Genomic DNA, 20,113 nt, shown 5'->3' with positions numbered 1-20,113 from the left:
GCAGGCCCTCGCTCCGGCGGGGGCCTGCTGCATGATGTGCCCATGCGTGCTGCCCGGCTCATCAAGATGGTGCTGCTGCTCCAGTCCCGGCCGGCCATGACGGCCGCCGAACTCGCCCGTGAGCTGGAGGTGTCGGAGCGGACCGTGACCCGGGACGCCCAGGCGCTGTCGGAGGCGGGTGTGCCGGTGTACGCGGACCGGGGCCGGGCCGGCGGGTACCGGCTGATCGGCGGGTACCGGACGCGGCTGACCGGGCTGCACCGGGGCGAGGCGGAGGCGCTGTTCCTGTCCGGGGTGCCGGGGGCGCTGCGTGAGATGGGTCTGGAGGACGCCGCCTCGGCCGCTCAGCTGAAGGTGTCGGCGGCGCTGCTGCCGTCCCTGCGGGACGCCTCGAAGACGGCGGCGCAGCGGTTCCATCTGGACGCGCCGAACTGGTTCAAGGAGCCGAGGACGCCCGCGCTGCTGCCTGCCGTCGCCGACGCCGTGTGGGACGACCGGCGGGTCGTCGCCCGCTACCGGCGCGGGGAGGACGAGGTCGTCCGGGAGCTGGAGCCGTACGGGCTCGTGCTGAAGGCGGGCGTCTGGTACCTGTGCGCGCGGGTGGCCGGGGGCGGGTCCTTCCGGGTGTACCGGATCGACCGGTTCACGGCGGTGGAGCCGGGCGAGGAGCGCTTCGAGCGGGAGCCGGAGTTCGAGCTGCCGGCCTTCTGGGAGGAGCGGGCGGAGCAGTTCGCCCGGTCCATCCTGCGGGCACGGGTGGTGGTGCGGCTGTCCCCCTACGGTGTGCGCGCCCTGCCCCATGCCCTCGACTCGCTGTCCGCGCGGGAGGCCCTGGCGGACGCGGAGGAGCCGGACGCCGACGGATGGGTGACGGTGGCTCTGCCGGTGGAGTCCGAGGAGGTCGCCCACACCCAGCTCACGGCGCTCGGCGCGGAGGTGGAGGTGCTGGCGCCCGAGGGCCTGCGCGAGCGGTTCGCGGCGGACGCGCTGCGGCTGGCCGGGCTCTACCACCCCGGGCACCGGCCCCGGGGCGGCGCATAACGATCCCGCGCACTCCGGGTGCGCCCGTGTGTCCCAGGGCCGATGCTTGTCCCGTGATGGACGAGACGGAGTTCTGGGAGCTGGTGGACGACTCGCGCGAGGCCGCCGAAGGCGACCCGGAGGAGCAGGCCGACCTGCTCGTGGAGCGGCTCTCGCAGCTCGACCCGGACTCGGTCCTGGACTTCGCCCGTCACTTCGAGTCGCGCTACAACCGCGCCTACCGGTGGGACCTGTGGGGTGCCGCCTGGGTGCTGCTGGACGGGGCGAGCGACGACGCCTTCGACTTCTTCCGGTGCTGGCTGATCGGCCAGGGCCGCCATGTCTTCGAGGGCGCCGTGCACGACCCGGACGCGCTCGCCGAGCTGCTGGACGACTTCGACGAGGAGATCGACGGCGACGGCGAGGAACTCGGCTACGCGGCGGACGAGGCCTACGAGCAGCTCACCGGTGTGGTCGCCCCGGATCTGGCGATCCCGCCCGCGCCCCCGGAGCCGGAGGGCACCTCGCTCGACTTCGAGAACGACCGGCTTCTCGCCGACCGCTATCCCCGGCTGTGGGAGCGTTTCAGGGGCTGACCGCCAGGCTCCGGGGCTCGGCCTTCACCTCGTGGTGCAGCGGGGCCGCGTTGGCCTGGTCGAGGGCGGACGCGGTGGCCGCCGCCGGGCCCAGGACGACGGTCGCGACCGCGCAGAGCACCGCCCAGGGGCCGCGCGTGGCCGCGCTCCAGGTGTGCGGGTTCTTCGTACGAACGTCGTTCATGGTCCCCACCTCCGGTCGGCTGCCTGTGGTGGCGACCGTAGGGGGCCGGGATCTGAGGACACTGCGCGTCGGCTGTGGCCTTGCTGTGGGTCCTTCGGCCGGTGCTGCAGACGGGCCGCCAGCTCTCTGATCTCCGGCAGGCGGGCGTGCAGGGCGGCGCCGGGGCAGCTGGTCATGTAGCCGTCGTTGTGGCCCGCGAGGGCGGGCAGTTTCGCGGTGGTGCCGGCCGCGTACCGGCTCAGGCCGTTGCTGGAGACCAGGCGGACGCTGGCCCGCGGGTCGGTGCCGGACAGGCCCAGCTTCCAGGCGGACAGCGCGGCGATGGCCTGGACCATGGCCTGCGGTACGGGCATGCCCTCGGTGAAGGTGCCGAGGGCGGCGATGCCGGTGGTGCCGTGGTTGAAGCCCTGGGTGTGGGCGCCGGTGACGGCACGGTCGACGCCGCCGGCGCGGCCCTCGTAGATGGTGCCGCAGCGGTCGACGACGAAGTTGTAGCCGATGTCGTCCCAGTCCCGGACGCCGGTCTGGCCGGTGTACACGTCCCGGATGATGCGGGGCGAGTCGGCGCAGTCGTAGCCGTTGGGTGTGTCGGTGTGGTGGACGAACACGGCGGAGACCCGGTCGTCGTAGCGGGGGCGCGGCTGGGTGCGGGCAGCGTCGCCCAGCCACTGCGACCGGAGCACGATGTGCGGCCGGGGGGCGGTGTGGGGCTTGGCGGTGGGGCGGGCCGCGGCCGGCTCGGGGGCGCTGTCGGCGGCGTTCTCGACGCCGTAGGCGCACAGCACCAGCGCGACGGCGGCACAGAGGCCCGGCAGGCAGCCGAGGCCCACCCGGGCCGCACGCGGCAGCCCGGTTATGCCGGGTGTCCTGGCGGCGCGGTGCCTGCGCGCACCCTGCCGTCTTCGGAAGACACGCATGTGCTCACTGTCGACCCGATCCGGTCCGTCCGCGATGTGTGATGTGCCACCCGGTGGAACCATCGTCACGGTCCGCGACGTTTTTCCTGGTGCACGGACGCGTGGCCGGTTCTGATCATCCACGCGCGTGTGACTGATCACCGGGCCCTCCCCCCACGTACTAAGGGGTTCCGAATGAAAGGCGGCGTGCGTGGACCTGCTCGACATCCTGCTGTTGCTGGTGGTCCTGGCCTATGCGGCGTCGGGGTACCGGCGCGGGCTGGTGGCCGGCTGTGTGTCACTGGCGGGCTTCGTGGGCGGCGCCGTCATCGGCGTGTGGGCCCTGCCGTGGGTGATGGACCTGGTGACGCCGGGGACCACGGGGGCGACGCTGACAGCGGTGTTCACGGTGCTGCTCCCGGCGGTGGTGGGGCACGAGCTGGCGGGGCGTCTCGCGCTGCGGCTGCGGCGGGAGCTGGACAGGGGGCCGCTCAGAGTGGCGGACGGGGTCGGCGGGGCCGTGGCCAACTCCGTGGCCGTGCTGATCGTGGCGTGGGTGGCCGCGAGCGTCCTGGGCGTGTCCTCGTCGCCGCTGGTCACCTCGGCGATCCGGGACTCGAAGGTGCTGGACGCCGTGCAGCGGACGATGCCGGACACCACGCCGGCCTGGTTCTCGGGGGCCACCTCCGCACTGACCCAGGCGGGCTTCCCGCAGGTCTTCAACCCGTTCGAGAACGAGTCGACCGCCGAGGTCGCCGCGCCCTCCGGTGACAGCGTCACGGCGGCCGCCACCGACGCCGCCAAGCGGAGCACGGTGAAGGTCGAGGGCGTCGCCGGCACCCAGGGCCGCGAGGGCAGCGGGTTCGTGTACTCCCGGGAGCATGTGATGACCAACGCGCATGTGGTGGCCGGCATCGACGAGCCGACCGTGCAGATCGGCGGGGTCGGGCGGACGTACGAGGCGCGGGTGGTGCTCTTCGACTCGCAGAAGGACGTGGCCGTGCTGTACGTGCCGGGTCTGAAGGCGCCGGTGCTGCGGTTCGACGACGCCGCGGAGCGCGGGGACTCGGCGGTCGTCGCGGGCTATCCGCAGGACGGCGACCTGAACCTCCAGGCGGCGACGGTCGCGAACCGGGTGCGGGCGACGGGCCAGAACATCTACAACGACGGGACGGTCACCCGCGAGATCTACTCGATCCGCTCCACCGTCCGCCCCGGCAACTCCGGCGGCCCGCTCCTCACCACCGACGGCCGGGTCTACGGCGTGGTCTTCGCCCGCTCCACCTCGGACGCCGAGACGGGCTACGTCCTGACGGCGGCCGAGGTCGCCGCCGACGCGCGCCGGGCGGCGGACGCGACGGCCCCGGTGGACACGGGCGAGCTGGCCGCGTCGTAGATCCGGCTCAGAGGGAGCGCCCCATCAGTACGTCGTCGACGTACTTCCCATCGAGCAGGAACTCCTCGGGCAGGATCCCCTCCACCACGAACCCCTCGGACTCGTAGAGTCCCCGGGCCGGAACGTTGTGGGCGAGGACGCGCAGGGTGATGCGGCGGGCGCCGCGGCGGCGGGCCTCGTCGACGGCGGCGCGGACCAGCGCTCGCCCGACGCCCCGGCCGCGCGCGTGCTCGCCGACGGCCAGGCCCTGGATCTGGCGGACGTGCCGGCCCGCGTCGACCGGGGTGGGGAAGCCGAGGTGGACATAGCCCGCGAGGCGGTCGCCGACCTCGGCGACAAGGCAGTCCTCGGGCGCGTGCCGCTCGTTGAAGAAGGGCGGGTACGGCGGCTTCGGCTCGGGCAGCACGGCATGCAGAGGTGACCATGCGGCGCGGTCGAGCAGCCCGAGCGCCTCCTCGTCGTCGAGCCGTGCGGGTCGTATGTGCGGAGTCGGCATGGCGGTCACGTTACGTCGGCGCCAGCGGTTCCCGACGGGGCTTTTACGGGCGCGACCGGCAAGATTGAGCCATGCGACGCATCGCGGTGACCGGCGCCTCCGGTCTGATCGGCAGCGCTCTGGTGCGGTCCCTGACCGCGGACGGGCACGAGGTGGTGCGCCTGGTGCGCCATGAGCCCCGGGCGGCGGACGAGGTCCGCTGGGACCCGGAGGGCGGGCGCGTGGACGCGGCCGGGCTCGCCGGGTGCCACGGGGTGGCGAACCTGGCGGGTGCCGGGGTCGGCGACCGCCGCTGGACGGACGACTACAAGCGGAGGATCCGCGACAGCCGGGTGAACGGCACGGCGGCGCTCGCCGAGGCCGTCGCCGCGCTGGACGACAAGGACCGGCCGGGGGTGTTCGTCAACGGCAGCGCCATGGGCTACTACGGCGAGACCGGGGACCGGACCGTCGACGAGAGCGCGCCGGCGGGTGAGGGCTTCCTGCCGTCGCTGTGCGTGGAGTGGGAGGGCGCCGCGGCACCGGCCCAGGAGGCCGGTGTGCGCACGGTGTTCACACGGACCGGACTGGTCGTCTCCCGCGACGGCGGCGCGTGGGGGCGGCTGTTCCCGCTGTTCCAGGCGGGGCTCGGCGGGCGGATGGGCGACGGGCGGCAGTACTGGTCATTCATCGCCCTGCACGACGAGGTCGCCGCGATCCGGCATCTCCTCGACACGGACGGTCTGTCCGGGCCGTTCAACCTCACCGCCCCGAACCCCCTGACGAACCGTGAGATCGTCGCGGCGATGGGACGCGTGCTGCACCGCCCGACCGTGTTCGCCGTGCCCGCGCCCGTCCTGCGGAGCGTGCTCGGCGAGATGGCCGGGGATGTGCTCGGCAGCGCCCGGGTGTTGCCGACGCGGCTGCTGGAGTCGGGCTTCCGGTTCGCGTTCCCGGAGATCGAGGGGGCGATCCGGGCGGCGCTGTGACGAGTCCCGTACGAGTCGCGGCCGTTTCGGCACAGCTCCTCGAGTCGCCCACAAGCAATCTGCGACCACTTCATGCCCACAAGGCATCCGTATGCGACCGCCGTGCGACCGTGCCCTGTTGATGCGCGACCCCATTTGACCGATCACAGCCCTACCCTCGACCAGAACTCGCGTATCCCTGCGGCCTGTTGAGGGCATGACGTCTCCAGCGCCCGCGCAACCTCGAGGAGGGGCACGTGCTTGAGCCCGCGTACCAGGCGGACGTGGTCGTCGTGGGGGCCGGGGTCGCCGGACTCTCGGCCGCGAACCGGCTCACCCGCGCAGGAGTGACGACCATGGTCCTGGAGGCCGCCCATGGGGTCGGCGGCCGCATGGCGACGGAGAAGGTCGACGGCTTCCGGCTCGACCGGATCGGCCAGTTGCTGTCCACGGCGTATCCGGAACTACGACTGACACCCGGACTGGGCGGGCTGGTGCTGCGGCCCTTCGCGCCCGGTGTCCTGCTGCACGGCGACGGCCGCCACCATCGCGCGGGCGTCCAGGCCGGTGCAGGGGGCGCACGGGGCGCACGAGGCGCGCTCCATGCGGTCCGTGCCCTGGCGAGCGCTCCTCGGTCTCCGGTCGCGCCCAGGCCGCCCAGGAGGCCGGTGGCGGTACCGGGGCGGCAGGTCTCCGTGCCCCGGAGCCGGTCCGGCGCCCCGCTCGGCACGGCCGTCGACCAGGCCCGGCTGGGGGCCGCCCTCACCCGGCTGGCGAGCACCCCGGCCGAACGGCTGCTGACCCGCCCGGAGCTGCCCGCCGGTGAGGCCCTGGCGGCGCGTGGGCTGCCCGCCCGTACGATCGACGGCTTTCTGCGTCCGCTGCTCGCCGCCCTGCTGTGCGACCCGGACCTGACCACGTCCAGCCGGTGCGCGGACCTGGCGCTGCGGGCCTTCGCGAGCGGCCGGCTGTGCGTACCGGAGGGCGGCGCGGAGGCCCTGCCGGAGCTGCTGGCCCGCACGCTGCCGCCGGGCACCGTGCACACCGGCGTGCGCGTCACCTCCGTCTCCACGACCTCGGTGACCACCGCCGAGCACGGCGAGATCCGCTGCCGGGCGGTGCTGGTGGCGACCGGTGCCCGGGCCGCGGCGGAACTGCTGCCCGGGCTGCGGGTACCGGAGTTCCATCCGGTCACGGTGGTGCACCACACGACCGACGAGCCGCCGGAGACGGGGGCGTCGCTGCTGCTGGACGCGGATCTCGGCGGGCCGGTGGCGCATACGGCGGTGGTGAGCCAGGTCGATCCGTCCCGCGCCCCGGCGGGGCGGGCGCTGGTGTCCTCGACGGTGCTGGGGCGGCCTCCGGGGGATGTCGACACGGCGGTGCGGATGCACTTGGCGCGGTTGTACGGGATGCCGACGGCTCGGTGGGAGACGTTGGCCGTCCATCAGACGGTGGAGGCTGTGCCGGCGATGCGGCCGCCGCATGATCTGCGGCGGCCGGTGCGGTTGATCGCCGGGCTGTATGTGTGCGGGGATCATCGGGATACCAGCACGGTGCAGGGGGCTTTGCACTCCGGGCATCGGGCTTCTGCGGCGATCTTGGCGGACTTGGGGGCGGGGCGGTCGATGCATGTGGCCGATCCGCTGCCTACTGTGCCCCGGGCTGCTTAGGTGCTTCGTCGGGTGCGGGTGCGTTGGGGTTGTTCGCGCAGTTCCCCGCGCCCCTGAAAAGCAGACACCTCAGCCAAGGGCCGCTACCTTGTCGCGGTAGCTCCGCACCGGGGCCGCGTCCCTGTACGGCTCGAGTCTCCTTTCGAAGTCCCTCACGTACTCCACCGCCCGCACCGAACGCATCTCCGCGGCCTGGCCCGCCGCCTCCGCTCCGAGTTGGCAGGCCTGGTCGAGTTCGCCCAGGCCCAGGCGGGCGGTGGCCAGGACCACGCGGCAGAAGAGGCGGCTGCGGGCGTAGGAGGGAGCGCGCAGTTGCAGGGAGCGTTCCGCGTGCTGGGCGGCGGCGCGGAACTGTTGCAGGTCGCGGTGGCAGTGGCCGAACTCGTCGGCGAGCTGGGCCTCGTCGAAGAATTTCGCCCAGTGCGGTACGTCGTCCCCGGGCCGGGCCGTCTCCAGGGCGCGCTCGGCGCGGACCAGGGCCGCGGTGCAGGCCCGGACCTCGCCGAGCACTCCGTGCCCGCGGGCCTCGGAGGCGTGCAGCAGGGTCTGCACGACGGGCGGGGCGGAGGTGCCGACGCCCTGCTGTGCCACCCGGGCGAGCTGCACGGCCTCCCGCCCGTGCCCGAGGTAGACGGCCTGCCGGCTCATGGTGACCAGCACATACGCCCCGTACGTCCGGTCCCCGGCGGCCTGGGCGAGCCGGAGCGCCTGCACGAAGTAGCGCTGGGCGAGTCCGTGCGCGGCGATGTCGTACGACGTCCAGCCCGCGAGCCGGGTGAGGTCGGCGGCGGCCGCGAACAGCCTGCGGCCGGTCTGCTCGCCGTAGGTGCCGCGCAGCATCGGCTCGCACTCGTGCTCCAGATAGCGCACGAGGGCCTGGCGGGCGTGACCGCCGCCGTAGGCGTCGTCGAGGGTGCGGAAGAGCTCACCGACCGAGCGCAGGGCGGCGATGTCGCCGGCGGTGACCTTCTGGCCGGGTCCGCGCTCGGCCTGGCCGCGCTGGCGGGGCAGGGACGGTACGCCCGGCACCCCCGGCTCGGTTGCCCCCGGGAGGCGGACGGGGACGCGGCCCTGGGCGGGGATGCGGGCGGCGGGCGGCTCGCCCCGGGCGACCTTCTCGTCGGCCCGGCCGATCAGCCAGTCCCGGCTCGGCACGACGAGCCCGGCCGGGGTGAAGGCGATCTTGCGCAGCTCGGCGTGGCTGCCGGAGTCCTTGCGCCACAGCCCGCTGACGATGTCGACGGCCTCCTCGGGGGCGGCCGCGAACTCCAGCCCCGCGTAGACCGGGGCGCAGGCGTCCAGGCCGAGGTCCTGGGCGGTGAGGCGGCGGCCCAGGCGCCGGGTGAAGACCTCGGCGATGAGCGCGGGCGTGGTGCCCCGGGGCTGCTGGCCGCGCAGCCATCGGGTGACGGAGGTCTTGTCGTATCTCAAGTCGAGCCCGTGTTCGAGACCGAGCTGGTCCACGCGACGGGCGAGTCCCGCGTTGGAGAACCCCGCTTCTGCGATGAGCGCGGCGAGCTGTCGGTTGGGGGTGCGCTGCGCGGGTCGTTCCGTCATGGTGCGGTGCGGTCTCCTGCCTTCCGGTGTCGGTGCTGTGCCGGATTGCCTGTGAGCAGGCCTTTTGGCTTGCTGGACGGCGCGAATGTAGCGGAGAGTAAGCACCCCATCACACATTTTCGCGGACATTCATCCGATCGTGTGAGGATTGGCCCCGGGACTGACGTGTTCGGGCCGGACGTACAGTGGCTTGGGCGCGATACGTGCCTGACACACCTGTCCGAGGGAGGCGCTTGCCGTGAGTGGGTTGCGGTTCGTCCGCATGGGGTTCGGTGACGAGGCCGTCGAGTACCAGGAGGCCTGGGACGAGCAGCGCCGGGTGCACGCGGCGCGGTTCGCCGACGAGATCTCCGACACGGTCCTGCTCCTGGAGCACCCCCCGGTCTACACGGCGGGCCGGCGCACCGCGGACAACGAGCGGCCCCTGGACGGCACGCCGGTCGTGGACGTGGACCGCGGCGGCAAGATCACCTGGCACGGCCCCGGCCAGCTGGTGGGCTACCCGATCCAGAAGCTGCCCCGCCCGGTGGACGTCGTGGCGCACGTACGCCGTCTCGAAGAGGCCCTGATCCTGACCTGCGCGGAGTTCGGCCTGGAGACCACCCGGGTCGAGGGCCGCAGCGGCGTGTGGGTCCTGGGCGACCCGGTCGAGCAGCGCCCCGCGCTCGGCGGGCTGGCCCTGGACTTCGACCCGCGTCTGCACGACGAGGAGTTCGACCCTCGTATGAACGGCCCGGAGTACGCCCCGTCCAACGCGGGCCAGCGTCGCGAGGACCGCAAGATCGCCGCGATCGGCATCCGCGTGGCCAAGGGCGTCACCATGCACGGCTTCGCGCTGAATGTGAACCCCGACAACAAGTGGTTCGACCGGATCATCCCCTGCGGCATCCGCGACGCGGGCGTCGCGTCCCTGGCGAACGAACTGGGCCGCGACGTGACGATCGAGGAGGTCCTGCCGGTGGTGGAGCGGCATCTGAGGGACGTACTGGAGAACGCGGAACCGAAGCCGCGAGCAATCGAGAAAACACCAGCAACCGTCAGCCCGTCCGGCGCTTGAGGACGAGGCCGTTCAGGCCGAAGCGGGGGCCTGGGGGCGGCAGCCCCCAGTAGGGGAGAACACCCACGCCGGGTTTCAAATCAACGGGCGTACCCTAGAGGGCGCCGAAGAATCAATCGCTAGGGAGCCGGTCGTGTCCGCAGTCGCACCCGACGGACGCAAGATGCTGCGCCTGGAGGTCCGCAACAGCCAGACCCCCATCGAGCGCAAGCCCGAGTGGATCAAGACCCGGGCGAAAATGGGCCCCGAGTACACCAAGATGCAGAACCTCGTGAAGAGCGAGGGCCTGCACACGGTCTGCCAGGAAGCCGGCTGCCCCAACATCTACGAGTGCTGGGAGGACCGCGAGGCGACCTTCCTCATCGGCGGCGACCAGTGCACCCGGCGCTGTGACTTCTGCCAGATCGACACCGGCAAGCCCGAGGCGCTCGACCGTGACGAGCCCCGCCGGGTCGGCGAGTCCGTGGTCACCATGGACCTGAACTACGCCACGATCACCGGCGTCGCCCGCGACGACCTGGAGGACGGCGGCGCCTGGCTGTACGCCGAGACGGTCCGCCAGATCCACCAGCAGACGGCGGACCGCGAGGACGGCCGGACGAAGGTCGAGCTGCTCGCGCCCGACTTCAACGCGGTCCCCGAGCAGCTCGCGGAGGTCTTCTCCTCCCGCCCCGAGGTCTTCGCGCACAACGTCGAGACGGTCCCGCGCATCTTCAAGCGCATCCGACCCGGCTTCCGCTACGAGCGCTCCCTGAAGGTCATCACCGAGGCCCGCGACTACGGCCTCGTCACCAAGTCGAACCTGATCCTCGGCATGGGCGAGACCCGCGAGGAGGTCAGCGACGCGCTCAAGCAGCTGCACGACGCGGGCTGCGAGCTGGTCACCATCACGCAGTACCTGCGGCCCTCCGTGCGCCACCACCCCGTGGAGCGCTGGGTGAAGCCGCACGAGTTCGTGGAGCTGCAGCAGGAGGCCGAGCAGATCGGCTTCTCCGGCGTGATGTCCGGCCCGCTGGTGCGCTCCTCGTACCGCGCCGGACGCCTCTACCGGATGGCCATGGAGCAGCGGGACGCGCGCATCGCGGCCCAGGCCGTCTGACACATCGTCACCACCCCGCCCGTCACAGGGTGAGACAAGCGTGTGAATTCCCGCACAAGACGCTACTCGCCAGTAGCGGCCGATTTGACGCGGTCCTGACCGTCCTCGCAGATGAGGGCACATGTCAGGACCGCGTCGGCGTTTCACCAGTCCCCGCCGGGGCTTCATGGGTGTTTGACCGGCCGGTCACGCCCTGGTAACACCAATCAGTGACGCTGAACTCACAGCACGTACACCCATACCGAGGGGGGACCTCACCCATGCAGGCCGCGCCGGTCCGCGCCACCGCGATTCCGTCCTTCACCACCGCACTGCGTGCCGTCGAGTCGCTGCTGATGAGCAGCGGTCAGCGCACCGCCCGCCGCAACGCGTGGACCTCCGTGCTGGAGGACCGCCGTCGCGCCAAGGACCGGGTCGAGGCGCAGCGCGTGCTCGACCAGTCCGTTTCCCGGTCCGTCTCCGTCCGCCCCTGAGCGCGGCCCCTCCCCCACGGGGCCCCCGCGGGCACTGCCGTCGTCGGCGCTTGTGGAGGCACGTAGACTTCGTGCCATGGCGAGGAAGGAACCTGCAGCGGACGCTGCGAATCCCGGGCGACTGAAGCAGATCGCTCTGACCTACAAGATGACCCGCAGGGCCGACAAGAAGATCGGTCTTGTACTCGCGGCAGTCGGAATCGTCACCTTCGGTGTCTTCCTCGCGATCGGTTTCTTGATCGGTCACCCCATCTATCTCGGCATCCTGGGCCTCCTGCTCGCCTTCCTCGCGTCGGCGATCGTGTTCGGGCGCCGGGCCGAGCGGGCCGCCTTCGGGCAGATGGAGGGACAGCCCGGCGCCGCGGCGGCGGTGCTCGACAACGTCGGCCGGGGCTGGACGACCACCCCCGCGGTGGCGATGAACCGCAACCAGGACGTGGTGCACCGCGCGGTCGGCAAGGCCGGCATCGTCCTGGTCGCCGAGGGCAACCCGAACCGGGTGAAGTCGCTCCTCGCCTCCGAGAAGAAGAAGATGAACCGCATCGTCGCGGACGTGCCCGTGCACGATCTGGTCGTGGGCACCGGCGAGGGCCAGGTCGACCTGAAGAAGCTGCGCACGACCATGCTGAAGCTGCCGCGCGTGCTGACCGGCCCGCAGGTCACCGCCACCAACGACCGGCTGCGCGCCCTCGGTGACCTGATGAGCAACATGCCGCTGCCCAAGGGACCCATGCCGAAGGGCATGAAGCTGCCGAAGGGCGGGCCGAAGGCCCGCTGACACTCCGCACACGAATGATGAAGGGGCGCCCGGATCACACCGGGCGCCCCTTCGTCATTCGTACTGGACGCGCTAGATACGGACCTCGACCGTGCCCGCCATCCGGTCGTGCAGACCGCGGCCGTCGCGGTCCCAGATCAGGGCGGGGATCGCGAGGAAGAGCAGGACCGTGCGCAGGAGCGCGCGCCAGGGGCTGACGCGGCCGGTGTCCAGGGCGAGGACCCGCAGGCCGAGGAGCCGCTTGCCCGGGGTGAAGCCGACCGTACCGACCGTGAGCACCATGAGGGCGAACAGGATGAGCGGCGCCCAGATCTGGGCCGCCTCGTTGTAGCTCTGCGTGATGAGACCGTATGCGATCAGGAGGCTCAGGCCCCAGTCCACGGCGAGGGCGCCGAGGCGGCGGCCCGGGCGGGCGATCGAGCCGGATCCCTCCTCGGGCAGACCGAGCTGCTCGCCCCGGTATCCGAAGTCGACACCGGCCTCTTCCGCCGCCGCGCGGGGCCCGGAAAGCCACGATCCGAGTGCTTGCCTGTTGTCCACCCGTCCACGGTACTGCGCCCGTAAATGACCAGGGCACGGCGGGGTGTGATCGGGCTACGGTGGAGGGTGAGCCGGTTAACTTGTGCGAAACAAATGAGTCACGCCAGAGAAATCACCCGTCCCTAGGGTCTACGTCAGCGTGTGCCACCCGCACTGGCAGCACGAACGAACTACCACCCCGGCGGGACGGTCGGGAGTAGGAGGAGCTGGATGTTCCAGAACGCCGACGAGGCCAAGAAGTTCATCGCGGACGAGGACGTCAAGTTCGTCGACGTCCGCTTCTGCGACCTGCCGGGCGTGATGCAGCACTTCACGATCCCCGCCGAGGCCTTCGACCCGGCCGAGGAGCTGGCTTTCGACGGCTCCTCGATCCGCGGCTTCCAGGCCATCCACGAGTCCGACATGGCGCTGCGCGCGGACCTGTCGACCGCCCGTGTGGACCCGTTCCGCCGTGACAAGACGGTCAACATCAACTTCTTCATCCACGACCCGATCACGGGTGAGCAGTACTCCCGTGACCCGCGCAACGTGGCGAAGAAGGCCGAGGCCTACCTCGCGTCGACCGGTATCGCGGACACCGCGTACTTCGGCCCCGAGGCCGAGTTCTACGTCTTCGACAGCGTCCGCTTCGCGACCAGCGCGAACGAGTCCTTCTACCACATCGACTCCGAGGCCGGCGCCTGGAACACCGGCGCCCTCGAGAACAACCGTGGTTACAAGGTCCGCTACAAGGGCGGCTACTTCCCGGTCCCGCCGGTCGACCACTTCGCCGACCTGCGTGCCCAGATCTCCCTGGAGCTGGACCGGGCCGGCCTGCAGGTCGAGCGCCAGCACCACGAGGTGGGCACCGCCGGCCAGGCCGAGATCAACTACAAGTTCAACACGCTGCTCGCCGCGGCCGACGACCTGCAGCTCTTCAAGTACATCGTGAAGAACGTGGCGTGGCAGAACGGCAAGACCGCGACCTTCATGCCGAAGCCGATCTTCGGTGACAACGGCTCGGGCATGCACGTCCACCAGTCGCTGTGGACCGGCGGCCAGCCGCTCTTCTACGACGAGGCCGGTTACGCGGGCCTGTCGGACACCGCCCGCTACTACATCGGCGGCATCCTCAAGCACGCCCCGTCGCTGCTGGCCTTCACCAACCCGACGGTGAACTCGTACCACCGCCTGGTGCCGGGCTTCGAGGCGCCGGTCAACCTGGTCTACTCGCAGCGCAACCGCTCCGCGGCCATGCGTATCCCGATCACGGGCTCGAACCCGAAGGCCAAGCGCGTCGAGTTCCGCGCGCCCGACTCCTCCGGCAACCCGTACCTGGCCTTCTCGGCGCTGCTGCTCGCGGGCCTGGACGGCATCAAGAACAAGATCGAGCCGGCCGAGCCGATCGACAAGGACCTCTACGAGCTCGCCCCCGAGGAGCACGCGGGCGTCCCGCAGGTCCCGACCTCCCTCCCGGCCGTCCTCGACCGCCTCGAGGCCGACCACGAGTTCCTCCTCCAGGGCGACGTGTTCACGCCGGACCTGATCGAGACGTGGATCGACTACAAGCGCGCGAACGAGATCGCTCCGCTGCAGCTGCGTCCGCACCCGCACGAGTTCGAGCTGTACTTCGACGTGTGATCGACGCCTGATCGAAGCATTGCGGCCGTGCCCCCGCTGTCCGTCCGGACAGCGGGGGCACGGCCGTATGTTCTATTCTTCTCTCAGGACCACACGGGGGTGGAGTGGGAATGTCCGAACACGAACAGGACGGCCAGGAGCGCGAGTTCGACCTCAGATGGGCGGACGACGCCGAGCACAAGGAGCCCTCGGCCCGGGCCCGTATGCTCGCCGCGCGCTGGAAGGACAATCCTCCCGGCCCCGTCCCCTTCCGTCCCGACCCCGACCACCGCTCACGCGGCCGCCGCGCACGCTCACGCTCCCACTCCCGCTCGTCATGGGTCTCCACGGCCGTGGTGTTCGGCTGTGTGGCGGCGGTGATCGTGCTGCTGGGGTACATCAACTTCCGGGCGCCGTAGCGGGCCGAGGCGCCGTACCGCACCTGGCCTTCTCGCCCGCACCGCACCTGATCTTCTCCGCCCGTACCGCACCTGACCTCGCTATTCGGTGCGCAGGGCCGTGGCCGTCCGGGCTCCGGCGGCCCAGCCGGCGGGCAGGAGCGCGCCCAGGGCGGCGATGAGCAGGCCGCCGAGTGCGAGCGGGAGCAGCTCGGCCGCTTCGTAGACGGCGATGACGGAACCGGGGAGGCGGAGCCCCACGCTGTCGCCCATCGCGGGGAGGACCCAGCCGTGCAGGGCGACGCCGAGCGGCACGCCCAGAGCGCCCGCGGCCAGGCCGGTCACGACGACCGAGGTGAGGACCATCGCGACGGTCTGCCGGGGGGCCATGCCGAGCGCTTTGTGGACACCGATCTCCCGGACGCGTTCGCGGGTGTCGAGCAGCACGCCGTTGAACACGCCGAGCGCGGCGACGGCGACGAGCATCAGGGTGAGGATCATGGACAGCGCGTTGAGGGTGACGACCACGTCGCTGCCGCCGTCGAGCCCGCCGGACTGAGCGGTGGCCCCCAGCGGTGCCAGGTCCTTGTTCAGCGCGTCGACGTAGCCGGTGACATCGGTGCCTGGTGTGACCGCGATGTGGTGGCTCGTCTCCGTCAGGTCGGGACGCGCGGCCGTGAGGGTCGAGGCGTCGGCGAAGACCTGCATGCCGTCTTTGCGGGGGTCGAGGACCTCGCCGACGATCCGGACCGTGACCGGCTGGGCCAGGCCGTTCAGGGTGACGGTGTCGCCGACGCGGGTGCCGGTGGCGGCGAGGAAGGGCGTGGGGACCACGGCTTCGCCGGGCCTGTCGATCCAGCGGCCCGAGACCATCGTGTAGCCGCCCCAGGAGGCGTCGCCGGTGAAGGCGATCACGTCGGTGGTGCCGGTCAGGCCGGACACGGTCGCCCGTATCGTCGCCGCGCTGTAGTGCTTCCCGGTTCCGGCGGCGGCCTCGACGACCGCGGCGACGGCGGCGGGGTCGGCCTCGGACCGCTTCCCGGTGTCAGGGCCCTGAGGTCCGAAGTCCGGCAGGGGCGCGGGCACCACGACATCGGCGGCGTCGTGGGCCCTGGCCTTCATCACCAGGCCGAGCGAGGCGCCCATCCCCACGGTGAACGTGACGGCGACGGCTCCGAACAGGATCGCCGTGCCCATGGCCAGCGCACGGGCGGGCCGCGCGAAGGGCCGGGCCAGGCCCAGGGCGACCGGCTGCGGCAACGGCAGCCTCCCGGCCAGGCGGGCCGCCCACCGGCCGCGTCCCGCCGAAGCGCCGCGCCCGACGGCGAGCGCGTCGACCGTACGCAGCCGCCCGGCCCGCCAGGCGCTCGCCCACGCGGTCACCGCCACCAGGCCGAGCACCCCGGCGATCACCGCCAGGTCGACCCAGGGGGCGATGGTCAGGGACGGGGCGCCGTAGACCTCCTCGGTCTCGGCCAGGACGGGGACGGCGAGCAGGTGGCCGGCGAGGACACCGAGGGCCGTGCCGCCGGCGGCCGGGATCAGCGCCTGGCCCACGTACGCGCGCACCACCTGGGACGGGGTGAAGCCGACGGCCTTGAGGATGCCGATGCGGCGCGTCGCCGTGCCGACGGCCGACGCGACGACGTTGCCGACGATGAGCACCGACATGACCAGGCCCAGGGTGCCGAAGGCGATGAGGAACGGGACGTAGAGGGCGGTGTCGCGCTCGGCGTTCTTCCTGACGGTGAGCCAGGACGTCTCGCCGACGGCCGCTCCCGGTGGCAGGGACCGCGTCACGGCCTCGGTCCCCGCGGTGATCCGCGCGGCGGTGCCCGCGGCGGTGAAGCGGTAGAGCATCTGGTAGCCGCCGCTGTCCGGACCGGTGAGCGCCGGCATCTGGGACGGGACCACCCAGGCGTCGGCGGTCCGTGTGACCGACCGGGCCACGCCGACCACCGTCAGGGCCGGACCGCCGGGCAGATCGGAGAAGGCGATCTTCATGCCCAGGGTCGGGAGGAGCGAGGAGTCGGCGGACAGGGCGATCTCGCCGGAGCGCGTGGGCCACCGCCCGTCCAGCAGGGCCACCTCGTCCACGGCCCGGCCCGGATCTCCCCGGCCGACCACGGTCATCGGCCCTCCGGGGCCCGCCCCGTCCGACCGCGGTGTGACCGTCGCCGTACGGAACGGCCCGGCCGCGTCGCTCACCCCGCCGGTGTCCCTGGACCGCGCGAGCTGCCCGGCACTCACCTCGCCCGCGTCGAACTCCACGGACAGATGCGCGCCGTGCTGTCCCGCGAAGGCGTCGTCGAAGGGCGCGCCGGAGACCACCAGCAGGGTGCCGCCGAGGACGGAGGCGGCCACCGCCATCATCGTGGCCAGCCCGATCACCAGCGTCTGCACCCGGCGTCGTCCCACCCCCGAGCGCACCACCTTGCCGAGCGCGCTCATCGGGCGGCCTCCGGGGTGACGGCCCGCGACGGCACGTCTTCGGTGATCCGGCCGTCGGCGATCCTGACCGTTCGGTTCGTGCAGGACCGGGCCAGAGCCAGGTCGTGGGTGACCACGACGATGGTCTGGCCCTCGGCGTTGAGGGCGGTGAGCAGCCCGCTGACGTCCTGTCCGGCGGCCGTGTCCAGGGCCCCGGTCGGTTCGTCGGCCAGGAGCAGCGCCGGCCGGTTCATCAAGGCCCGGGCCACCGCGACGCGTTGCCGCTCGCCGCCGGACAACCGCCCCGGGTAGGCGCGGGCGTGCCGGTCGATGCCCAGTAGTTCCAGCACTTCCACCGCCCGGCGGTGCGCCACGCCCCGTGCCAGGCCCGCGAGGCGGGCGGGCAGGACGACATTGTCGATGACGGTCAGATCGTCGAGCAGGTTGAAGAACTGGAAGACCATGCCGATCCTGGAGCGCCGGTAGAGCGCCGACGCGGCTTCGCCCAACCGGTCCACCCGCAGCCCGTCCACGGTGACGGTCCCCGTGTCGGGCCGGTCCAGGCCCGCGATGAGATTGAGCAGCGTGGACTTGCCGCTGCCGGAAGGGCCGAGGATCGCGACGGCCTCGCCGGGCCGCACGGTCAGCGTGGCCTCGTGCAGCGCGGGCGGGCCGTCGTCGTACCGTCGGCTCACCTCGCGCAGTTCGATCATCGGCTGGGTCATGAAAGGCTCCTCGGGTACGGGCGGTTGGCCGCCTGAACGCTAGGAGCGGGTCCGGTCCGAGCGCGTCGCCCGCCCGAACCCCTTGCGGTACCGCGCTGGGAGGATGCGTGCAGACGTCATCCCTGCGATGTAGTCGCGTGGTGTATCCGGTGCGGTGGGAAATGACCGTCGGGACGGACTCCGCGGTCCCCGCGCGGCGACGACAATGACCCGGTGACGGACGTACGTACGACGCTGGAGCGGTTACGGGAAGCGGCCCGCCGGACGCTCCGCGAGGCCGGGCTGCCGAGCGGTCCCCCGCTGCGCCCCACCCCGCGCGCGTGGCGGTTCGACGGCCTGGTGGCGCTGGCACTCGCCGTCGCCACCGTCCACTACGGCATCGACAACGTGAACGTCGTCGTGATGCGGGAGATCGCGCCCGGCGTGGAGATCGTCGTGCCGCGCCCGTCCGGGCCCGGCGGCCTGGCCTACATGGTGACCCTCGCGGTCGTCGCCTCCGGTGCCCTGGCGCTGCGCCGCCGCTACCCGCTCGCCGTGCTGTGCGTCGTGACGGCCGCGACGCTGGCGACACCGCAGAGCGTGATGCGGCTGACCTTCTACGCGTTCGTCATCGCCGTCTACAGCGCCGCCGTGTACAGCCCCTACCGGGTGGCGACCCTGGCGGCGCTGCCGGTGTCGGTCGTCCTGGTCGGCACCTCGGGGAACTCGGTGATTCCGATCGTCCCCCACCACTACATCGCCCTGCTGATCCTCGTCCCGATGGCCGTGGCCGCCGTCGGCCTGCGTACCTGGAAACTCCGCACCGACGAGGGCCGCGCCCGGCTCCTGGCCCTGGAGCGCGAACAGGCCGAGGCGCTGCGCCGGGCCGTCGAGCACGGGCGGGCCAGGATCGCCCGCGAACTGCACGACGTCGTCACGCACAACGTCAGCGTGATGATCATTCAGGCGGGCGCAGCCCGCAAGATCATGAAAGCCTCCCCCGAGCAGGCCGGTGAGGCGCTGCTCGCGGTGGAGGCGGGCGGGCGCGCGGCCATGACCGAACTGCGCCATGTCATGGGGCTGCTCACCATGGCCGACGAGGGCGAGGGGAGGGACACCGCCGATTCGGTTGCGGTGCCGGCCCCTCAACCGGGCCTGGACCAGCTGGAAACACTGGTCGGGCGGGTCCGGGACACGGGACTGCCCGTCGGCCTGACCGTGACCGGCCCGCCCCGCCCTCTCCCGCCCGGCCTCGAACTCGCCGCCTACCGCGTCGTCCAGGAAGCCCTGACCAACACCGTGAAGCACGCCCGCGGGGCCACCGCCGCCGTGACCGTCGAGTACGGCCCGGAGCGGCTCCGGGTGGAAGTCACCGACACGGGTGGGCAGCCGGGCGCGGGCGCGGCCGCCGGGAACGGCCGGGGCCTGATCGGCCTGCGGGAGCGCCTGGCCGTCCACGACGGAACCCTGCGCACCGGCCGGCGCCTGACCGGCGGCTACCGCGTGGAGGCCCTGATCCCCCTGGAGACGCCGTGACCGAGCCGCTGCGCGTGCTCCTCGCCGACGACCAGACCCTGGTCCGCACCGGATTCCGGCTGATCCTCGGCGCCGAGGGCATCGATGTCGTCGCCGAGGCGACCAACGGGACCGAGGCGGTCGAAGCGGTCCGCCGCACCCGGCCCGACGTGGTCCTGATGGACGTCCGGATGCCCGAGATGGACGGCCTGGAGGCCACCCGCCGCATCCTCACGGGCGCCCTGGACGCACCCCGCGTCATCATCCTGACCACCTTCGACCTCGACCGGTACGTCTACGCCGCCCTGTCCGCCGGGGCCAGCGGCTTCCTCCTCAAGGACGTCACCCCCGAGCAGCTGACCGCGGCCGTCCGCACGGTCCGCACCGGCGACGCCCTCCTCGCGCCCGCCATCACCCGCCGCCTCGTACAGAGGTTCACCCAGCGCGGCAGCGACACCGCCGCCCTCCACCGCGACCTCGCCTCGCTCACCCCGCGTGAACTGGAGGTCCTCGGCCTGCTGGCCCGAGGCCTCAGCAACGCCGAACTCGCCGCCCGCCTCCACCTGGCCGAGACCACCGTCAAGACCCACGTCGCCCGCGTCCTCGCCAAACTCGGCCTCCGCGACCGCGTCCAAGCCGTCATCGTCGCCTACGAGACAGGGCTGGTCAGCGCAGGCGTCGGCGAGGACGCCCAGGGGTCCGGCGAGCAGACGTAGCGGCCCGGACGACCGGGTAATTCGCGCGACCAGCCCGGA

General features: G+C 72.2%; 20 protein-coding genes. 13 read left to right on the top strand and 7 right to left on the bottom strand.

Features of this window, described 5'->3' with window-relative positions:
- Window positions 1–42 precede the first annotated feature (42 nt).
- Both NNW99_RS27975 and NNW99_RS27970 read left to right on the top strand, forming a co-directional pair.
- Window positions 43–1,041, top strand: coding sequence for a YafY family protein (locus NNW99_RS27975; RefSeq protein ID WP_215121934.1), 999 nt, complete (start codon window positions 43–45; stop codon window positions 1,039–1,041).
- A gap of 56 nt (window positions 1,042–1,097) precedes the next feature.
- Window positions 1,098–1,616: a DUF4240 domain-containing protein gene (locus NNW99_RS27970; protein WP_215124493.1), complete on the top strand. Its 519-nt coding sequence runs from the start codon at window positions 1,098–1,100 to the stop codon at window positions 1,614–1,616.
- Here the strand turns inward: NNW99_RS27970 and NNW99_RS27965 are convergent.
- A complete protein-coding gene (locus NNW99_RS27965) occupies window positions 1,606–1,800 on the bottom strand; it encodes a hypothetical protein (protein ID WP_215121933.1) in 195 nt (64 codons plus the stop codon). The genes NNW99_RS27970 and NNW99_RS27965 overlap by 11 nt on opposite strands.
- Window positions 1,797–2,717: a peptidoglycan recognition protein gene (locus NNW99_RS27960; protein WP_251057965.1), complete on the bottom strand. Its 921-nt coding sequence runs from the start codon at window positions 2,715–2,717 to the stop codon at window positions 1,797–1,799. Before NNW99_RS27960 ends, NNW99_RS27965 begins: the two co-directional genes overlap by 4 nt.
- A 190-nt stretch (window positions 2,718–2,907) precedes the next feature.
- Between NNW99_RS27960 and NNW99_RS27955 the strand changes: the two genes are divergently transcribed.
- A complete protein-coding gene (locus tag NNW99_RS27955; protein ID WP_215121932.1) occupies window positions 2,908–4,092 on the top strand; it encodes a MarP family serine protease in 1,185 nt (394 codons plus the stop codon).
- A 7-nt stretch (window positions 4,093–4,099) separates the two neighbouring features.
- Here the strand turns inward: NNW99_RS27955 and NNW99_RS27950 are convergent, their stop codons facing one another.
- The gene (locus NNW99_RS27950) at window positions 4,100–4,588 is read right to left on the bottom strand and encodes a GNAT family N-acetyltransferase (RefSeq protein WP_215121931.1); all 489 of its coding nucleotides are present in this window, start codon (window positions 4,586–4,588) and stop codon (window positions 4,100–4,102) included.
- A 71-nt stretch (window positions 4,589–4,659) separates the two neighbouring features.
- Between NNW99_RS27950 and NNW99_RS27945 the strand changes: the two genes are divergently transcribed.
- Window positions 4,660–5,556: a TIGR01777 family oxidoreductase gene (locus NNW99_RS27945; protein WP_215121930.1), complete on the top strand. Its 897-nt coding sequence runs from the start codon at window positions 4,660–4,662 to the stop codon at window positions 5,554–5,556.
- Between the two features lie 236 nt (window positions 5,557–5,792).
- On the top strand, window positions 5,793–7,208 hold the full coding sequence (locus NNW99_RS27940) for an NAD(P)/FAD-dependent oxidoreductase (RefSeq protein WP_215121929.1): 1,416 nt from the start codon (window positions 5,793–5,795) through the stop codon (window positions 7,206–7,208).
- 69 nt (window positions 7,209–7,277) lie between these two features.
- On the opposite strand, the gene NNW99_RS27935 is transcribed toward NNW99_RS27940, so the two are convergent.
- The gene (locus NNW99_RS27935; RefSeq protein WP_215121928.1) at window positions 7,278–8,765 is read right to left on the bottom strand and encodes a regulator; all 1,488 of its coding nucleotides are present in this window, start codon (window positions 8,763–8,765) and stop codon (window positions 7,278–7,280) included.
- A 238-nt stretch (window positions 8,766–9,003) separates the two neighbouring features.
- On the opposite strand from NNW99_RS27935, the gene lipB reads away from it, so the two are divergent.
- The 4 genes from lipB to NNW99_RS27915 all read left to right on the top strand — a co-directional run bounded on the left by lipB (window position 9,004) and on the right by NNW99_RS27915 (window position 12,172).
- Window positions 9,004–9,822 (top strand): lipoyl(octanoyl) transferase LipB, encoded by an 819-nt coding sequence (gene lipB / locus NNW99_RS27930; RefSeq protein WP_215121927.1) that lies wholly within the window; start codon window positions 9,004–9,006, stop codon window positions 9,820–9,822.
- Window positions 9,823–9,955: 133 nt separating this feature from the next.
- The gene (gene lipA, locus NNW99_RS27925; protein WP_215121926.1) at window positions 9,956–10,921 is read left to right on the top strand and encodes a lipoyl synthase; all 966 of its coding nucleotides are present in this window, start codon (window positions 9,956–9,958) and stop codon (window positions 10,919–10,921) included.
- 260 nt (window positions 10,922–11,181) lie between these two features.
- Window positions 11,182–11,394 (top strand): hypothetical protein, encoded by a 213-nt coding sequence (locus NNW99_RS27920; RefSeq protein WP_215121925.1) that lies wholly within the window; start codon window positions 11,182–11,184, stop codon window positions 11,392–11,394.
- A 76-nt stretch (window positions 11,395–11,470) separates the two neighbouring features.
- Entirely contained in the window at window positions 11,471–12,172 is a 702-nt protein-coding gene (locus NNW99_RS27915) for a DUF4191 domain-containing protein (RefSeq protein WP_215121924.1), read from the top strand.
- Between the two features lie 72 nt (window positions 12,173–12,244).
- Here NNW99_RS27915 and NNW99_RS27910 read toward each other — a convergent pair whose 3' ends face one another.
- Window positions 12,245–12,712: an RDD family protein gene (locus tag NNW99_RS27910; protein ID WP_215121923.1), complete on the bottom strand. Its 468-nt coding sequence runs from the start codon at window positions 12,710–12,712 to the stop codon at window positions 12,245–12,247.
- Window positions 12,713–12,922: 210 nt separating this feature from the next.
- On the opposite strand from NNW99_RS27910, the gene glnA reads away from it, so the two are divergent.
- Window positions 12,923–14,332 carry a type I glutamate--ammonia ligase gene (glnA, locus tag NNW99_RS27905; RefSeq protein WP_215121922.1) on the top strand — a complete coding sequence of 470 codons (1,410 nt, stop codon included), beginning with the start codon at window positions 12,923–12,925 and terminating at the stop codon, window positions 14,330–14,332.
- A gap of 110 nt (window positions 14,333–14,442) precedes the next feature.
- A complete protein-coding gene (locus NNW99_RS27900) occupies window positions 14,443–14,730 on the top strand; it encodes a hypothetical protein (RefSeq protein ID WP_215121921.1) in 288 nt (95 codons plus the stop codon).
- A gap of 81 nt (window positions 14,731–14,811) precedes the next feature.
- On the opposite strand, the gene NNW99_RS27895 is transcribed toward NNW99_RS27900, so the two are convergent.
- The gene (locus NNW99_RS27895) at window positions 14,812–17,160 is read right to left on the bottom strand and encodes an FtsX-like permease family protein (protein ID WP_215121920.1); all 2,349 of its coding nucleotides are present in this window, start codon (window positions 17,158–17,160) and stop codon (window positions 14,812–14,814) included.
- Window positions 17,157–17,864: an ABC transporter ATP-binding protein gene (locus NNW99_RS27890; RefSeq protein ID WP_215121919.1), complete on the bottom strand. Its 708-nt coding sequence runs from the start codon at window positions 17,862–17,864 to the stop codon at window positions 17,157–17,159. Before NNW99_RS27890 ends, NNW99_RS27895 begins: the two co-directional genes overlap by 4 nt.
- Window positions 17,865–18,077: 213 nt before the next feature.
- On the opposite strand from NNW99_RS27890, the gene NNW99_RS27885 reads away from it, so the two are divergent.
- Entirely contained in the window at window positions 18,078–19,379 is a 1,302-nt protein-coding gene (locus tag NNW99_RS27885; protein WP_215121918.1) for a sensor histidine kinase, read from the top strand.
- A complete protein-coding gene (locus NNW99_RS27880; RefSeq protein ID WP_215121917.1) occupies window positions 19,376–20,074 on the top strand; it encodes a response regulator transcription factor in 699 nt (232 codons plus the stop codon). The genes NNW99_RS27885 and NNW99_RS27880 overlap by 4 nt, the downstream gene beginning before the upstream one ends.
- Window positions 20,075–20,113: the final 39 nt, after the last annotated feature.

The organism is Streptomyces sp. CRCS-T-1 (assembly GCF_024442335.1).
GTDB lineage: Bacteria > Actinomycetota > Actinomycetes > Streptomycetales > Streptomycetaceae > Streptomyces > Streptomyces koelreuteriae.
The sequence above is the reverse complement of the archived record's forward strand: the minus strand, read 5'-3'. Positions and strand labels throughout refer to the sequence as shown.